The sequence below is a fragment of the Bacillus toyonensis BCT-7112 genome (assembly GCF_000496285.1).
Classification (GTDB): domain Bacteria; phylum Bacillota; class Bacilli; order Bacillales; family Bacillaceae_G; genus Bacillus_A; species Bacillus_A toyonensis.
In genome coordinates, this window is the sequence record NC_022781.1 from 840,963 (window position 1) to 858,556 (window position 17,594).

The 17,594-nt window shown below is 36.3% G+C and carries 18 protein-coding genes; 5 read left to right on the forward strand and 13 right to left on the reverse strand.

The genetic code is table 11. The annotated features are described in order from the left end of the window. Positions 1 to 47 precede the first annotated feature (47 nt). From BTOYO_RS04255 to hutP, 8 genes are all read right to left on the reverse strand, one after another. The gene (locus tag BTOYO_RS04255) at positions 48 to 1,622 is read right to left on the reverse strand and encodes an FMN-binding glutamate synthase family protein (protein ID WP_000005174.1); all 1,575 of its coding nucleotides are present in this window, start codon (positions 1,620 to 1,622) and stop codon (positions 48 to 50) included. A gap of 67 nt (positions 1,623 to 1,689) precedes the next feature. Further along, positions 1,690 to 2,817: an alkene reductase gene (locus BTOYO_RS04260; RefSeq protein WP_000204424.1), complete on the reverse strand. Its 1,128-nt coding sequence runs from the start codon at positions 2,815 to 2,817 to the stop codon at positions 1,690 to 1,692. A 564-nt stretch (positions 2,818 to 3,381) separates the two neighbouring features. Next, the gene (locus BTOYO_RS04265; protein WP_000486323.1) at positions 3,382 to 3,843 is read right to left on the reverse strand and encodes a CarD family transcriptional regulator; all 462 of its coding nucleotides are present in this window, start codon (positions 3,841 to 3,843) and stop codon (positions 3,382 to 3,384) included. Between the two features lie 280 nt (positions 3,844 to 4,123). Beyond that, the gene (hutG, locus tag BTOYO_RS04270) at positions 4,124 to 5,095 is read right to left on the reverse strand and encodes a formimidoylglutamase (RefSeq protein WP_000399847.1); all 972 of its coding nucleotides are present in this window, start codon (positions 5,093 to 5,095) and stop codon (positions 4,124 to 4,126) included. Beyond that, positions 5,074 to 6,345 (reverse strand): imidazolonepropionase, encoded by a 1,272-nt coding sequence (gene hutI, locus BTOYO_RS04275; RefSeq protein WP_000887554.1) that lies wholly within the window; start codon positions 6,343 to 6,345, stop codon positions 5,074 to 5,076. Before hutI ends, hutG begins: the two co-directional genes overlap by 22 nt. Positions 6,346 to 6,357: 12 nt before the next feature. Further along, positions 6,358 to 8,016: a urocanate hydratase gene (hutU, locus tag BTOYO_RS04280; protein ID WP_000416699.1), complete on the reverse strand. Its 1,659-nt coding sequence runs from the start codon at positions 8,014 to 8,016 to the stop codon at positions 6,358 to 6,360. A gap of 23 nt (positions 8,017 to 8,039) precedes the next feature. Continuing rightward, positions 8,040 to 9,557, reverse strand: a complete 1,518-nt coding sequence (hutH, locus tag BTOYO_RS04285; protein WP_000631856.1) for a histidine ammonia-lyase — start codon at positions 9,555 to 9,557, stop codon at positions 8,040 to 8,042. A gap of 103 nt (positions 9,558 to 9,660) precedes the next feature. Beyond that, positions 9,661 to 10,101 (reverse strand): hut operon transcriptional regulator HutP, encoded by a 441-nt coding sequence (hutP, locus tag BTOYO_RS04290; RefSeq protein WP_000926519.1) that lies wholly within the window; start codon positions 10,099 to 10,101, stop codon positions 9,661 to 9,663. A gap of 195 nt (positions 10,102 to 10,296) precedes the next feature. Between hutP and BTOYO_RS04295 the strand changes: the two genes are divergently transcribed. Further along, entirely contained in the window at positions 10,297 to 11,244 is a 948-nt protein-coding gene (locus BTOYO_RS04295) for a class I SAM-dependent methyltransferase (protein WP_001129129.1), read from the forward strand. 25 nt (positions 11,245 to 11,269) lie between these two features. On the opposite strand, the gene BTOYO_RS04300 is transcribed toward BTOYO_RS04295, so the two are convergent. Together BTOYO_RS04300 and BTOYO_RS04305 are read right to left on the reverse strand one after the other, a co-directional pair. Next, positions 11,270 to 11,830 (reverse strand): DJ-1/PfpI family protein, encoded by a 561-nt coding sequence (locus BTOYO_RS04300; protein WP_000725025.1) that lies wholly within the window; start codon positions 11,828 to 11,830, stop codon positions 11,270 to 11,272. Beyond that, positions 11,827 to 12,414: an AAA family ATPase gene (locus BTOYO_RS04305; RefSeq protein WP_002093451.1), complete on the reverse strand. Its 588-nt coding sequence runs from the start codon at positions 12,412 to 12,414 to the stop codon at positions 11,827 to 11,829. Before BTOYO_RS04305 ends, BTOYO_RS04300 begins: the two co-directional genes overlap by 4 nt. Before the next feature lie 245 nt (positions 12,415 to 12,659). Here BTOYO_RS04305 and BTOYO_RS04310 point away from each other — a divergent pair, with 245 nt between their 5' ends. After that, entirely contained in the window at positions 12,660 to 12,956 is a 297-nt protein-coding gene (locus BTOYO_RS04310) for a hypothetical protein (protein WP_000262403.1), read from the forward strand. A 106-nt stretch (positions 12,957 to 13,062) separates the two neighbouring features. Next, positions 13,063 to 13,494, forward strand: a complete 432-nt coding sequence (locus tag BTOYO_RS04315) for a DUF2621 domain-containing protein (RefSeq protein WP_000889376.1) — start codon at positions 13,063 to 13,065, stop codon at positions 13,492 to 13,494. A gap of 70 nt (positions 13,495 to 13,564) precedes the next feature. On the opposite strand, the gene BTOYO_RS04320 is transcribed toward BTOYO_RS04315, so the two are convergent. The 3 genes from BTOYO_RS04320 to BTOYO_RS28210 form a co-directional block, all read right to left on the reverse strand. Beyond that, complete coding sequence (locus tag BTOYO_RS04320; protein WP_001028440.1) at positions 13,565 to 14,071, reverse strand: CcdC family protein; 507 nt, start codon at positions 14,069 to 14,071, stop codon at positions 13,565 to 13,567. 90 nt (positions 14,072 to 14,161) lie between these two features. Next, positions 14,162 to 14,869 (reverse strand): cytochrome c-type biogenesis protein CcdA, encoded by a 708-nt coding sequence (gene ccdA / locus BTOYO_RS04325; protein ID WP_001152675.1) that lies wholly within the window; start codon positions 14,867 to 14,869, stop codon positions 14,162 to 14,164. Between the two features lie 16 nt (positions 14,870 to 14,885). Continuing rightward, a complete protein-coding gene (locus tag BTOYO_RS28210; RefSeq protein ID WP_073990665.1) occupies positions 14,886 to 15,035 on the reverse strand; it encodes a peptidase T in 150 nt (49 codons plus the stop codon). 317 nt (positions 15,036 to 15,352) lie between these two features. Here BTOYO_RS28210 and BTOYO_RS04330 point away from each other — a divergent pair, with 317 nt between their 5' ends. Both BTOYO_RS04330 and BTOYO_RS04335 read left to right on the forward strand, forming a co-directional pair. Beyond that, entirely contained in the window at positions 15,353 to 16,261 is a 909-nt protein-coding gene (locus BTOYO_RS04330; RefSeq protein WP_000947022.1) for an EamA family transporter, read from the forward strand. Positions 16,262 to 16,417: 156 nt separating this feature from the next. Next, the gene (locus tag BTOYO_RS04335) at positions 16,418 to 17,563 is read left to right on the forward strand and encodes a M20 peptidase aminoacylase family protein (protein ID WP_023441003.1); all 1,146 of its coding nucleotides are present in this window, start codon (positions 16,418 to 16,420) and stop codon (positions 17,561 to 17,563) included. Positions 17,564 to 17,594: the final 31 nt, after the last annotated feature.

The following is a 17,594-nucleotide window of genomic DNA, read 5'->3' on the forward strand; positions in this document are numbered from 1 at the left end:
ATCGAATAAAAAAGTCATACAAATGTATGACTTTTAACACATATATTTTATCTCCTATTTACTATAGGGAACAATTCTGACAGCGGTACAATTCCTCCTCTTTCATCCTTAAATATAATATGCTCCCTCGTTAAATGGCGCGGGCTTTTCACCCCCGCTGCTGCCGCTAATGAAAACAGACTATATCTCATACTAATAATGTAATTCATCACTCGCCATTTCTTCTCATACGGATCTAACGCTTTTTGGTAGTGCGGATTCGTCGTTGCAACCCCAGATGGACACTGTCCGGAATTACATTGAAGCGCCATAATACAGCCGCTCGCCATCATAAATCCGCGGGCTGAATTTACAGCATCCGCTCCAATTGCTAAAGCAATTGCCACCTTATCCGGTGTTATTAACTTCCCAGAAGCAAACACTTTGAATTTATCACGGACACTATAATGATTCGCTGTATCAATAAATGTAAGTAATGCTGGAATAAGCGGCAGTCCCATACTATCTGCCATCGATTTATACGTTGCCCCTGATCCGCCTTCTGAACCGTCTATTGTAATAAAATCTGGATAAATGTTTAATTCTTTCATTGTTTTTATTAAATCTTCCAAAGGCTCCTGCTGACCAATTACAATTTTCATCCCGACTGGTTTACCACCACTTTCTTGCAACTGCTGAATAAAAGAAAGTGTATCCACTGCATTATTTAAAAATGAAAATCGATTCGGCGAATTAATTGTCTCTCCTTCTCGTACATTCCTAACAAAGGCAATTTTCTCATTTACTTTTTGTCCCTCTAGATGACCACCACGTATTTTCGCACCTTGCCCAAATTTTAATTCGAATGCCTTGATATTATTTTCTTTCGCTTTCTCCATAAATTTCTCCATTGAAAAATTGCCATTCTCATCACGGTATCCAAATAATCCAGGGCCAATTTGTGCAACGATATTCGCACCTGTATGTAAATGTTCTGGAATTACGCCACCTTCTCCAGTATTAATCCACGATCCGCCTGCCATTTTCGCACCAAAACCACTCGCTAAAATATAATTCTCTCCAATCGCACCGTAAGATGTCGCTGATGCTCCAAACATTCCATGTAATTCCCATTGGTATTTGCGATTTTCACCGACTATAATTGCATCGTCATCTTCATATAACCAAAGATTTGTTGTATCCGCTGTCAATTTCTCTCTTCTTGAAAATAACCCTTCTTTATGAATCACATATTTTTTCCCCTCACGTTCTTGCCTAAGATTCACACTTAATTCATCTGTTAAAATTGGAAACAATGTATTCGCAATATAATAGCCCGATGCACCAAAATCTCGTTTCGATCCAAAACCAAGTATTTCAGAACGATATTTCGCTAAAAACATAACACTTTGAAAATCGTAACGTGAAAAAGGTTTTCCATCCGTATCATGATCAAACCAATATTGCCGAAATTCCGGCCCTATTTTTTCAAGTAAATAGCGCATTCTCCCTAAGTATGGATGAAGTTTTAATATAGAGTGATGCGTTCTTTTTTTTATAAAAAATGTAATAATAAAAAATACGATTAAAAGCAACATCAAAAAAAGCAATATACTAATAATAACGAGTAGCGTTTCACTCATCCCGCTTCCCCCTATGAAATTCCATAATAAAAGGAGAACACTTTATATGTTCTCCTTTTATCTTTATTCACACTAATGTAGCAAGATGCTCTTTCGCGTCATATTCAACTAAACTTTCAGCATGTTTAATTCGATGAACAAAATCTGGATTAGCGATCAATGGTCTTCCGAATGCCGCTACATCAATCGTTCCTTCTTGCAACGCTTCTTCAGCCTCTTTCGGATTTAAATTACCAACCCCAACAATCGTGCCATCCCAATATTTTCTTACTAATTGATGAAAATTTTTGCCATCAGCAATCACTTGCGTATAATTCATCGTTGAAGGGTGAATCATCGTTAATCCAACTTCTTTGAACATATTTACAAACGTTTCAATTGCAAGTTCTGGATTTTCCCACATATAAGTAGGATTATCACCTTTGAAAGCAGAGAAGCGCAGAAGTGTTTTATCAGCTCCAACTGCTTCTATTACAGCCTCAGTTACTTCTTTCATAAATGTTAACCTTTTCTTTAAATCGCCGCCATATTTATCTGTTCGCTTATTCGCAAATTCATAAGTAAATTGATCTATTAAATATCCGTGCGCACCGTGAATCTCTACACCATCGAATCCTGCTTCAATCGCATTTTTCGCTGCTTGTGCGTATTGACCAATAACCTCTTTTATTTCTTCTATTGTCATTGCTTCTGGTGTATCAAACGGTTTACGGAAACGCGGAACATTTCCCTCTGCAGCGATTGCTGACGGTGCTTGTGGTAATTGACCGCCAATTATTTCGTGATGGCTCATACGTCCAACATGCCATATTTGAGCAATAATAGTCCCGCCTTCTTTATGTACTGCTTCCGTAACAGGTTTCCAAGAATCTATTTGTGCTTGTGTATACATACCTGGTACCCCTGGGTTCCCTTTTGCTCTTGGGCTAATGACAATTCCTTCTGTAATAATTAACCCAATGCTATCAGCAGCACGCTTGCGATAATACTCAACTACGTCAGCACCAACTACACCCGTTTCACTGTCTGCAAAGCATCTCGTCATCGGTGCCATCGCTATGCGATTACGAAGAGACCAAGACCCAATTTGTATCGGATTAAATAACTTCGTTTCTTCAACGTTTTCAAAAGTTCCACCAGCGTTTATATTCGTTCCTTCATAAATACTTGCCGTTTTATTATTTGAACTTGTCATTTTTCTTCCCCCTAAAAAATTCTTACTATAATTGCATCATACTTACTTTTAAATAGTAGCGTCAATTTATACGACTTTGCCACAAAACATTCGAATATCAAAAAAATAGAATGCTCTAAATAAAATTAAAAAGGTTTCCTTAGTAGGAAACCTTTTTAGTTGACCATATATGGCTGTCAATTCGTCTATCTCTTTAACATAAAGAATCCCTTATCAATAGAAGTGAAAATGGTTCCGTATTCTTCTAAAAATAATAACTTATATACCTAAAACAATGAAAGCCCTACCTCTCTTTCATCCTTACGGCTCCTCGTCCGTGCCAGTGTGAATCAGGATTGCAAAAATCAAGTAACTATTTTATCGAAGTATTGAATTAAACTTCGAACATTCGTAAAAGAAATTTAAAATAAAAATGGATTTGATTGTAGTAATAACAAAAGAGGTTAATGCTTTAAAAGTGGTTTGAAAGAGTTGAATGTCTTTGAAATGATTAATTGCCTATAATTATGTTCCCAAAAAATTCAAGACCTTTTTTGGGATGCAATACATTATTTGTAATGAACCTTAACAAAAGCTTTTTATTTGATTTTCTGTGATACCTTCAATTAATCCAAGTTCACTAATCAAAAATTCATGTGCGTTATCTAACATTTTCTTTTCGCTTGCATTAAGTGCTTTTTCTTTTTGTATACGCATTAAATCACGCACAACTTCAGCACCTTCTTGCATTTTACCCGTTTTTATTTTATCAGTGTTCACTTTATACCTTTGTTTCCACGTAAGTAATCTATCTGATTCCCCATGCTGAAAAATATCTATTATGTGTATTAATGCCGTGATATCCGTAACTGGTCGTATATTTGAATTCAATATTTTCCCTTCAGGAATCATTATTTCCATATTATTAGCCGACATTTTTATAACATAATATTGTTGTTTTTTTCCTGCGATTTCTTTCTCTTCTATGGCTTTAATTATACCTGCTCCCTGCATTGGATACACAATGTTATCGCCAATTTGAAACAAATAATCCACCTCCATATATGGTAACCTTCTCAAGCTTAACATATATTCATTTTTTTAGCAAAATTTTTATTTTATCATAAAATTATTTCCCGTGTCAATTCATTCAAAACAATTTAATTAATCCACAAAATAACACTACAAAACCGCAATTCCTCCAACTTTTTCATAAGCACCCATTTTAATTTTACAAACCTCTTACAATACAAAAACACATTACTACAATATAAGTAGTAATGTGTTTTTATAAGACATAGCTAAAGATTCACTTTTAATTTCCAACCTATATACTAACTTGCTTACGAATCGTTTCTCGCGCTAAAAGAAAACTCATAATTACTTGCGCAGCTACTCTGCTCGTCATATCCCTGAAATCAAGAGTTGGATCAATTTCTACTATATCCATCCCTTGCACGAGGGGTTCTTTGCCAATAAATTCAATCGCATCAAGTAAAGTTGAGCTATCCATTCCTCCAGGGCCAATTGCTGGACAACCTGGCGCGAATGCTTGATCTAGTACATCCATATCAAGAGAAATGTAAATAGAAGTCACACCTTGTTTTCTTAATACTTCAATGCTTTCTGTCATAATATCTTTTATTTCTCGCTCTCGTACATCTTTCATTGTATACACTGTCACACCGTGCTCTTTTGCATATTCATGGTACGCACGTGCATTAGAAAAATTACGAATTCCAATTTGAACGAGTTGTTTTCCTGTAATGACACCATTTTCTAGTAAACTACGGAACGGTGTACCATTTGATGGACCACCATCATCTAAATTACGCAAATCATGATGAGCATCAAATTGAATAATACCGATCTTTCCTTTACTATTTGCAAATCCTGTTATACTCGGAAAACTAATCGAATGGTCCCCACCAAGAACGATTGGTATCATGTTTGGATTTACTTTCGTTAGATGCCCAACCGTTTTCGCAATTCGGTCATGACTTTCTTTTATATTTGTCACATGCATCGTAATATCACCGCAATCATATAAAACACTTTCTTTCATATCGTGTTCTTCTGTAATTGCATACGTGCTATATGCATCTAACATCGCACGAATTGTTTTTGGAGCAAAACTTGCTCCTGAATGACTAATAGATGGTTTAGAAAGGGGTGCTCCAATTAAGGCAGCACCGAATATTTCCACGCCTTCCTCCCAATCTTTAATCATCTCACTCCATTTCGTCACTTCACGATCAATAAACTTTGCATTTTTCTTTAAATAGTGGCCGTGCTCCACGATTGTTCACCTCTTGTATATGCGATATTACCATTCTTCCATACTGTATTCACATGACTTACGCCGTAATGATACGGTACGTAAGCAAAATTGTAAGCATCCCATAAAACTAAATCTGCCTTGCGACCAACTCTAATTTTCCCAGCTACATCACCTCGATTAATAGCATACGAAGAGTTAACTGTTACCGCGTTCCAAACTTCTTCTGGTGTCATTTTCAGTTTGAGCATTGCGATGCTCATAATAAGCTGAATGTTTTCAGTTGGACAGCTGCCTGGATTAAAGTCTGTAGCTAACGCAACTGCAACACCTTCATCAATCATTTTACGACCGCGAGCAAAGCTTTCTTTATTTAAATAGAAAGTTGTTCCTGGTAATAGCGTTGCTACTGTATTAGAGTTTGCAAGCATTTCAATTCCTTTATCAGAAGCGCCAACTAAATGGTCCGCTGATGCTGCACCAATTTCAGCTGATGCTTCCGCACCACCAAGAGGGTCGATTTCATCTGCATGAATTTTCACGTCAAAGCCAAGTTCTTTCGCTTTTAATAAAAACTCTTTTGATTCTTCTACAGAGAACACACCTGTTTCGCAGAAAATATCAACGAATTCCGCTAATTGCTTCTCTTTCATTTCTGGCAGTAGGTCTAGCATCCATTGTAAAAATTCTTTTGATCTTCCTTTATACTCTTTCGGAACTGCATGGGCACCTAAAAATGTTGAAACTAAATCGATTGGATGCTCTTTTTGTAATTGTGCAGTTGCCTCTAATTGTTTCCATTCCGTCTCATCATCTAATCCGTAACCACTCTTCGCTTCTACAGTTGTCACACCGAAAGATAGCATACGGTCTAAATGGAATTTCGCTTTTTGAACAAGTTCTTCTTTCGATGCTTGTTTCGTTGCATTTACAGTCGAAAGAATGCCTCCACCTTGTTCTAAAATTTCTAAGTACGGAACTCCTTGTAATTTTAGCGCGATTTCATTTTCACGAGATCCACCAAATACAAGATGAGTATGCGGGTCAACAAGACCAGGAGAAACCATTTTACCGCCGCAATCAATAACTTCTTTCGCTTGTATTCCTTTTGCTTCTTCCGCTGTTCCAACGAAAGTGATTACGCCATTTTCAATTCCAACCACACCGTTTTCAATAACAGGAAGCGTGTTCATCGCTTCCCGTCTTAACAAGCCATCTTCTTGATCCATTGTTAGTAATTGACCGATATTTATTAGTAAAGTGTCCAGCATGTTTTCTCCTCCTTATTTCATCATTGGAATGTTAACGCCTTTTTCTTTCGCTGTTTCAACAGCTAAGTCATATCCAGCATCTACGTGACGAACAACACCCATTCCAGGGTCAGAAGTTAATACGCGCTCAATACGTTTTGCTGCCGCCTCTGTTCCATCTGCAACGATAACCATTCCAGCGTGAAGTGAATACCCCATGCCAACGCCACCACCGTGGTGAACAGATACCCAGCTTGCACCGTTTACACTGTTAATTAATGCATTTAAAATTGGCCAATCTGCTACTGCATCACTACCGTCTTTCATCGATTCCGTTTCACGGTTTGGAGATGCTACTGATCCGCAATCTAAATGGTCACGGCCGATAACGATCGGTGCTGATAATTCACCATTCGCCACCATTTCATTAATAATGCGGCCAAACTTCGCACGCTCACCGTAACCTAACCAACAAATACGTGATGGAAGACCTTGGAACTCAACTTGCTGACGAGCCATACGAATCCAGTTACATAAATGTTCATTATCAGCGAACTCACGTAAAATTACTTCGTCTGTTTTATAAATATCTTCTGGATCACCAGAAAGTGCTACCCAGCGGAATGGTCCTTTTCCTTCACAGAATAATGGACGAATAAATGCTGGAACGAATCCCGGGAAATCAAAAGCATTTTTCAAACCTTCATCGAAAGCAACTTGGCGAATGTTATTTCCATAATCAAATGTAATTGCGCCTTTTTCTTGCATCGCAAGCATTGCTTCCACATGTTTTGTCATGCTTTCTTTTGATAATTGTACGTAACGTTCTGGATCTTCTTCACGAAGTTTCGCTGCTTCTTCTAATGTGTAACCTACTGGAATATAACCGTTTAATGGATCATGAGCAGATGTTTGATCCGTAACTAAATCTGGCGTAATATTACGCTTCACTAGTTCTGGTAAAATTTCTGCCGCATTTCCTAATAAACCAATAGAAATCGGTTCTTTCTTCTCTTTATACTCGTTCGCAACAGTTAACGCTTCTTCTAATGATTCTGTATACATATCACAGTATCTCTTTTCAATACGACGATCAATGCTGCGCTTATCAACATCAATAGCAATGACAACACCGCCGTTCATCGTTACAGCAAGAGGCTGTGCACCACCCATCCCACCTAAACCAGCAGTAAGTGTTAATGTACCTTTTAATGAACCACCGAAATGTTGACGAGCCGCTTCACCAAACGTTTCATATGTTCCTTGTAAAATCCCTTGAGTTCCAATGTAAATCCAACTACCCGCTGTCATTTGTCCGTACATCATAAGACCTTTTTTCTCTAATTCACGGAAGTGATCCCAGTTCGCCCATTTTGGTACTAAGTTTGAGTTCGCTAACAGAACGCGAGGTGCATCTTCATGTGATTTGAAGATTGCTACTGGTTTCCCTGATTGAACAAGTAACGTTTCATCGCTTTCTAACGTTTTTAATGAATCTACAATTGCCTGATAGCTTTCCCAGTTACGAGCTGCACGGCCAATTCCGCCATATACAACTAATTCTTCTGGTTTTTCAGCAACTTCAGGATCTAAATTGTTCATTAACATACGAAGTGCAGCTTCTTGAACCCACCCTTTCGCTTGTAACTCCGTACCTCTTGGCGCGCGAATTGTTTGTTTTACTTTTTCCATTTCAATCTCTCCCTTTTCTCATTTTATAGTGCTGCGTTTACATCTAATCTTTCTTTTATCAAATCATTCGTTTTTAACCAATGCGTAATATTTTCAATATCTGTTGAGAATATACGGTCATTTGTAATAGAAGGTACTTGCTGACGGCCTTGATGGTAGAAGCTCTTCGTCACTGTACTCATGTTTTCAATTCCGCGATATTCCGCTGCTTGCATCGCACAAATCATCTCAATTGAAAGAACACGTCTTACATTTTGAATAATTTGATGTGCATGGCGTGAAGCGATTGTTCCCATACTTACGTGATCTTCTTGGTTAGCTGATGACGGGATTGAATCAACACTCGCCGGATGTGCTAACGTTTTATTTTCAGAAACAAGTGACGCAGCTGCGTATTGCATAATCATTGCACCAGACTGCAGTCCTGGTTCTGGACTTAAAAATGGAGGTAAATCATTTAATTGCGGATTTACTAAACGCTCAATACGACGTTCTGAAATATTTGCAAGTTCCGCCATTCCTACTTTTAAGAAGTCCATCGCAAACGCAATCGGTTGACCATGGAAATTACCACCCGAAATTACTTTTTCTCCGCCATCAAAGATAAGCGGATTATCTGTTGCTGCATTCATTTCAATTTCTAATTTTTCTTTCACATAATTTAAAACTTGCCAAGAAGCACCGTGTACTTGCGGGATACAGCGAAGTGAATATGCATCCTGTACACGTAGTTCTCCTTGTTTTGTTGTTAACTTACTATCTTGAAGGATGTCACGAATTCTGCTCGCGACTTCCACTTGCTCTTTATAACCACGTGCTTTATGAACATTTTCATCAAATGCATCAATAATGCCTTGTAATCCTTCAATTGTCATCGAAGCAATTAATTCCGCTTGATATGCAGTTGCTTCTGCTTCTATATAAGAAAGAACTCCTTGCGCTGTCATCGCCTGTGTACCATTGATTAATGCAAGCCCTTCTTTCGCTTCAAGTTCAATCGGTTCAAGACCTTCTTCTGTAAGAGCAACCATTGCATGGACTCTTTTCCCTTTATAGAACACTTCACCTTCGCCTAATAATACGAGCGCAAGATGAGATAAAGGTGCTAAGTCTCCACTCGCACCAAGTGAACCTTGTTGCGGAACGACTGGGTGAATTTTGCGATTTACAAACTCAAGAAGCATATTTACAACAAGCGGTCTAACGCCAGATACTCCTTTAAGCATCGTGTTCGCTCGTAAAATTAACATACCGCGTGATACTTCTTCAGGGAATGGATCGCCTATCCCGCATGCATGTGACTGAATTAAATTGTGTTGAAGTGCCTTTACATCCTCCTTTTGAATAAACACATCACTAAACTTTCCAAATCCAGTTGTAATACCGTAAACAACTTTCCCGTCTTCTACGATTTTCTCAACTACTTCGCGGCACTCCGCCACCTTTTGCATACTAGTTGGGCAAGCTGTTACACCTTCCCCTTCAAGTAATAACTTCTTCATTTCTTCAACTGTCAATGTATGTCCTGTTAACGTAATCATTCTTTTTTCCTCCTTAAAAAGGCAAAAGGGGACCTTATCTTTTTAAGACAGACTTCTGTCCTAAAAAGTAAGGCCCCCTTCTAACTAATAGACTATGGGCAAATCATATGTGATTAATTCCTAAACCAATCGCCTCATGCTCAGATCCTTTTACAGGTGCACCAATCGTTCCATAAAGTGCAACAGCAACCCATTCGCCTTCTTTTTTTCCGTCGTATGGTGTACCGCGCACAATTGCAAAACGAAGTCCTACTGTACGAAGAACGTCTGCTAACTGAATTTGACCTCTCGTCACTCCGTACAAAGCTTCCATTATTGCATGATAAAGTGCATGTGTTTCTCTGTAAACATCCGTTTCAATAACTCGGTTGCTTTTAGCCGCTGTTTCCATTGCCGCTACGACCTTTTGCGAATTCATAGAACCCACTTTCCCTGTACAATATTTCCAACCTTTTGGAATAGATAATACAGGGCTTTCATTCTCATCCGCAAGTGCCAACAGCATGGCCATACGACCAATTCGATGTGTTCCTTGAAGAAGCATGTGACTCTCTCATTTCTTTTAATTATTTGAATATTTCTTAATTTAAGAATAAATGAAAACGGTTAAATCGTCAATAGTTTAAACTCATATTCAAACATTTTTTCACCTACCCTAATTTTGTGTACACAAATTATTTACACAAAATTTCCAGGCATGCTATATTTTCACTAACAGATGAAAAGAGGCGAGTTTTCAGTGGCGAAACGAAAAGATATTCATTTTCGAATTGAAGAAAATTTACTTGAAAGGTTTGAAGCAGCACTCCATTACGAAGGCTTAAAGAAGACAGATGTATTAACACATGCGATTCAGCAATTTTGCACGAAGGTGGAATCCGAAAAAATGAATGATGTAAAACGCCAATACAGCGTCAGCAACCATTTACAAACACGTATCCATACGCATAAACGTTTCGAAGAGAAACAAGTGAATTTAGATGAAGTCGTCCTTGAACATTTACAACTTCAAGGAAAAGAAAACATATTAGAAGTTGGGTGCGCGAGTGGAAAATTCCTTTCCCTTTTACAAACTAACGGTCATAAAGGCCAATTAACCGGATTTGATCAATCGAAAGCCATGCTTTCTGAAGCCGCTAAAAAAAGTAATAGAATTGAATGGAAACAGGGTGATGCTAGTAAACTTCCATTCGAAGATAATTGTTATGACTGGATAATCGCAAGACATATGTTATACCACGTGAAAGATGTAAAAAGAACCATTCAAGACTTTTATAAAGTCATTCGTCCTGGCGGTACACTTTTAGCTACAACAAATTCTAACGTTTCATTACCTCGTATAGTTGAAATGTGTAACAAGATGTTAGCCGCATTTGATTTACCGCAAACATCAGCAGCGGTTGCTCCATTTTGTTTAGAAAATGGTAAGGAGATATTACAATCTGTTTTTCCAACTGTTGCAGAAACAGTTATTCATAATGCACTCGTTTTTCATCACGCTACTCCGATCGTAAACTATATTTCTAGCATGTTCCCATCACTGAATATACCAGACAATATGTATCTTCACGCCGAAATGAAGGAATGGCTACAAAAAGAAATAGAAAATGAATTATCACTTCATAACGGTATATGGCATGATCCGAAAACGGTAGCGATTTATCGATGTAAAAAAGAAAAAAGCTAGCAAATGCTAGCTTTTACACGTTTTCTCATAAAAGTTTCTCCATCACTACATTGCCTTTACCACAATAAAAATTTGTATTATGTTCGTCTGCTACTCCAAAATAAGAAGCAATCGCTATTCCGAATGGTACAAATGCATGCCCTTGTGCTGTAATTATATTTGAGTGCTGCACAACTTCTTTATACACGAAATTTTCTACTGGAAAACAATCGAATCTTTTATAATCTATGGTCGCTGTATAAGATCCCCCTTTCAATAAGCCTGCCTTTGCCAACGCATACGGTCCAGCACAAATTGCTGCCACTAATTTTTCTTGTTCATAAAATTGATGAATGATTGAAAAAAGAGGTTTTGCATCTTTCAACTGTACTTCTTCTCCACCTGGAATAAGTATCCCTTCATACTCATCTACACGCACTTCACTTAATTCTATATGCGGCTGCACTTGCAACCCCGTTTCACTTATAACCAATTCCTTAGTTAAACCTGCTGTAATGATTTCATATTTATTTCTCAGCAATGCCGTTGCTACCGTTATTTCAAACTCCGCAAATGTTGGGTATACGAATAATACTATTTTCTTCATAGCCCTCTCTCCTTTAGCCATCGTATAAAATATGCTTCTAATTCGTCCACTGATAATGCATTCGTGTCCACATAAGTTACAGGAAATTGTTTATACCATTCTTTTTCAGTTTCTACTAATTTAAGTTGTTCTTCAAATGTACTTCGGTTTCTTACCCTATCATTATTTTTTCTATCATATACATTCTCTTTCGAAACGTCTAAATAAAAAATTGCATCCGAACGGCATTTTCTTAGTTCACATAAATCATCTTGCAATTCTGTTTCTATATCCCACTCTTTTCCTATTAATTTCGGATAAAAAAGTGTATAGAACTCAATATCTTCTGGCCCACGATCAAAAATCACCGTTGATTCCTGGATATTTTGAAACTCTTTTATTTTTGCTCCAATGAACATTTTTTGATTTGTTATAAAACCATCTTTTGAATTCATATCTAAATTTAATTCTATTCGCTTTTCTACAATTCGATATGGATTTTCATATATAACCGATAACCCATGTTGCTCTAGCCTTTTAGCTACTGTTGTTTTCCCACTTGCCATCGGTCCTTGTAGTGAAATTACATATGCCATCCCACTCATTCCCTTTCCATATAATATATTGATAATATACATAATTTTGAAAACTATCAACAAAATATATATCATCTTGTTTCTTATTCTTATGTAACTTATAATAAAAGATAGAGATTATGACGAACGCAAAAATAATGTAAGCTTGGAAATCCAAGCTTACATTATTTTTTGCTTTCCCTTTTCTAATAAAAAGAGTATACTAAATTAGAACGTATGTTCTTAACGATTACATACAGTAAGGAGATAGAACAATGGTATACGACACAAAAGCAATTTCTTGGAATGAATCTTTAAAACAACTTCAACGCCGCTATACAAACAAACAAGTTGACCGAAAAGAATTTGAAGATATTGAACTAATGGAATTCTTCCGCGATAACGACTACATTTCTTTACCTACACATATAAGCGGCCTATCAACAGCACGTTTTACTTCTTACTCTATTTTCACAACTGAAGATAAAGATCGTAAAGTTGGCACACTTATTATTGAGTATGTTGAAGACGATAATAATAATTTATGTGTTGAACAACTATACTTTGTTTAAATGATTACGCTTGGTCAAAATGACCAAGCGTTCTTGCTTTCTATGAATCTCAATGTTTATAATATGAATAAAAGAAAATCGAAATCATTTAAGGGGGGGGATATACTTGCTCGAAGGATGGTTCAGTTGGTTCATTGTATTATGGACTGTCATTTTATTAGGACTTATGTCTATCGGTGGATACTTTATGTTCAGAAAATTTTTAAAACGATTACCAAAAGAAGATGGTATGTCCATTTTAGATTGGGAAGAACACTACATAAATAAAACGAGACATTTATGGGCTGACGAACAAAAACAATTGCTAGAAGAGCTTGTAAGTCCTGTTCCAGAACTATTTCGCGACGTTGCCAAATCCAAAATCGCTGGTAAAATTGGAGAACTTGCATTACAAGAAAATGCCTCTCAAATTACACAAGACTTAATTATTAAAGGATATATTATTGCCACACCAAAGCGTGATCATAAATTTTTAGTAAAAAAACTACAAGAAAAAGAGATTGATTATTCAAACTACAAGTCTTTACTCGCAAAATAACTTCACATTATTTTCGATAAAAAAGACAGCGCCTTTGACGCTGTCTTTTTTATTTTATACATATACAGTTTTAAGTTAGCTTCATATCTTTTTCATTATAAAAACCATCTTCTTTTTCCATTTCCTTCTGTAATTTCGTAAAGGAACGGTACATCGCAATTCTCCATGATACAATCATCGCAAACGCAAGTAAGAAGAACATGCCGCTAAGTTGTCCTAAATCAAGAGATTGACTTAAGTATGTTTTAAATACAATCCGTACTACAAGTAATCCAATTAATATAAAAACAAATGCTTTTGAACGCTTCAAGTAAATCTCTTGTCCTCTAATTTCAAATTTAGATGTTTTAATAAGAAAAATAGAGAAAATCAAACCAACACCAATTGCTTCTAACATTTCTGCTGGAGTTAATCGAAATTCAGGAAAAACATACATCAATGCTCCCGTACTCATAAAAAATGGCGGAAGTATAATTTTTTTCAATGTTGCAGGTTTCTTAGCTGCTTTTAAACGAATAAACATCGCACCGACAGCCATACAAACAGCAACGATACTTGATAAAAGAACTATGTTCATATTTTCTCATCCTTTTTTGTGGCTATATGCAAAATATACTTTCATTATATGCTTTTCCGTTAGTATTTCCAACATTTTCACAGAATAATACTAAAAACCGGTAAAACCACCAAATAAACTTGAGAAATATACGATAATTTTCGTCATCCAATTAAAGTATAAGAAGATACCCATGACAATCATAATGTATCCTCCGACTTTCATAAAGGCCATACTATTTCTTTTAATCCAAGACATTTTCGTAATAAAGAATGAAAGCACGAAAAATGGGATAGCAAATCCAAGTATGTAAGCAATCATATAAATCATTGCTGATTCTGGGTTTGTTGCTGCTAATCCAATTACGGACACTAAAATAGGTCCAGTACATGGCGTCCATCCTGCAGCAAAGGCCAATCCAATTAGAACTGATCCAAAATAGCCACTCGGACGATTTTTAAATGTAAATTTGCGATCTTGCATTAAAAACTTCGGTTTAAATACCCCAACAATAATAAGACCGAACACGATGATAAATATACCACCTAGCTGTCTAATTAAATCTTTATAATCTGTAAAGATTCCTCCAATAAAACTTGTACCAAATCCAATTGCAATAAATATAATTGAAAATCCAAGTAAGAAAAACGCTGTATGTATCATACTTCTTTTGCGAAGCATTGCATTTTCTTCTTTCAATTCAGAAACCGACATACCTGTTATGTACGATAAAAATGCCGGATAAAGCGGTAAGCAACATGGGGAAATAAATGATAAGAACCCAGCGCCAAACGCTAAAAAAATACTAATATCTTGCATAATTCCACTCCTCTCCTTACATATTGTAGCAAAAACACATAAAAATACTATGAACAATTCGTGAACTCACTTTTACAACGTGGTAATAAGAAAAACCACTCTTTCTCACAGTTTCTAATAAAACGTTTTCATTTCCTTCTATTATATAGAAAAACCTCAATTGGATTAGGAAACCCTTTAATTGTTATTAACATAACAAAGGTAACATAGTTTCTCAAATGATTAGCACGTATACGTACGTTTATATACATATTGATTTAAAAAATATTTTTTCAAATGCTGTCTTTATACAATACAAAGCTGATTTTACAATACTTTTATAATTAACAATTTCAAGATTATGCATAAATATCATACTTTTATTATTATTCTATAAAATGTCGCACTTTTCTTTTATTTGACCCTACATTTTTAATTTTGTATACTTCCCTCTAGATATATTTTCGTTACGGAACAACTTCACATAGATGGGAGGAATTTTTCATGCTTCGTTATTCTCTTTTAGTTTTATTAGGAGCGTGTAGTTATGGAATTTTAGCTATTTTTGTTAAACTTGCATATGCAGAAGGATTTTCACTTGGAGAGGTAATTGGCAGCCAATATTTGTTCGGTTGGATTATTTTGCTGGCTATTACACTTCTATTTTCTAGACACCGCGTTCCATTAAAACAAGCATTAATTTTATTCGTTGCAGGAACATCTGCAAGTTTTACTGGAATTTTTTATTATGCTTCATTAAAAACTGTACCAGCTTCTATCGCAATTATTCTTTTGTTCCAATTCGTTTGGGTCGGTATTATTATTGAAGCTATTGTAACAAAAACATTACCTTCAAGGGAAAAAGTTATTTCGGTTATTTTCTTACTTGTAGGTACATTTTTATCAAGTGGTTTACTGGAAAAATCGGCAGGTACTTTCGATACAACAGGAATCATTTTAGGGCTATTATCTGCTATTACATTTGCAACATACATTTTTGTGAGCGGAAAAGTTGCTGTTGAAGTACCTTCATTACCACGTGGTGTCCTGTTAATGGCTGGCGCTTTAACTTTAGTTATGATCGTATTCCCACCAACATTTATTATGAACGGTGCCATTTCTCAAGGACTTTGGAAATACGGCTTAGGATTAGGAATATTTAGTATCGTTATTCCGTCTATTGCCTTTACAATTGGTATTCCAAAAATCGGTTCTGGCTTAGCGACTATTCTTGGTGCAGCAGAGCTACCAGTTACAACAATTATGTCTGTATTCGTTTTAAAAGAAGCTGTACTATCTTCACAGTGGATAGGTGTATCACTTATTTTAATCGGTATTGCAATTCCGCAAATTGCATATGCAAGGCGTGGACGTTATCAAAAACATCATACACATAAAAAAGTGGCAGCATAAAGTAAAACTTTAATCAGTGGGGATTTTGTTCATCCCCACTGATTATTAGCTCACACCACTCGGGCATTAACGAGAGAGGATTTTCATTTGAGAATCCTCTCTTTTATTGTTGTATACTTATAGTAAATACTTCGCTTAAGAAAGAGGGCATAATACGTGGCATCTATTCCAAATCAACTAACAGAAAAACTTATTTCCATTCGCCGACATTTACATGAGTATCCAGAACTATCATATGAAGAGTTTGAAACAACAAAAGCGATAAAAACTTGGTTAGAAGAAGCAAATATTACTATTATTGATTCCAATTTAGAAACAGGAATTATCGCAGAAATTTCTGGTAATCAAAATGGTCCAATTATAGCAATTCGTGCTGATATTGATGCCCTTCCTATTCAAGAAGAAACAAACTTACCATACACTTCAAAAATTCAAGGTAAAATGCATGCTTGCGGACATGATTTTCATACAGCAGCTATTTTAGGTACAGCTTTCTTATTAAAAGAAAAGGAATCTTCCCTAAATGGAACGGTTCGCTTTATATTCCAACCAGCTGAAGAAAGTAGCAACGGTGCTTGCAAAGTTATTGAAGCTGGACATTTACATGATGTACAAGCTATTTTCGGTATGCATAATAAACCTGATTTACCAGTAGGTACAATTGGCATTAAAGATGGTCCACTAATGGCTGGAGTAGATCGATTTGAAATTGAAATTCACGGTGTCGGGACGCACGTAGCTGTACCAGATGCTGGTGTTGACCCTATCGTCGCATCCTCTCAAATTGTTATGGCACTACAAACAATTGTAAGTCGAAATATTAGCTCTTCACATAATGCCGTTGTAAGTGTTACAAACATTCATTCAGGAAATACGTGGAACGTTATTCCTGAAAAAGCAACATTAGAAGGAACAGTTCGTACATTCCAAAATGAAACACGAGAAAAGATACCAGCTTTAATGGAACTTATTATTAAAAGAGTTTCTGATGCATTAGGCGTAAAAACAGAATTCCGTTTTTATTCAGGTCCTCCTGCTGTTCATAACGATACATCTCTAACCGACTTATCTACTCAAGTTGCCGAAAAAATGAATTTAAATATTATTTCTCCTAACCCATCAATGGCCGGAGAAGACTTCTCCTTTTACCAACAAGAAATACCAGGTTCATTCGTCTTTATGGGAACGAGCGGTACACATGAGTGGCATCATCCTTCTTTTACAATTGATGAACGAGCACTCCCTATAAGTGCAAAATACTTTGCTTTGCTAGCTGAAAAAGCTCTTAAACAATTCTCATAGAAAAAAGCCGTTAAGGGGTACTTAACGGCTT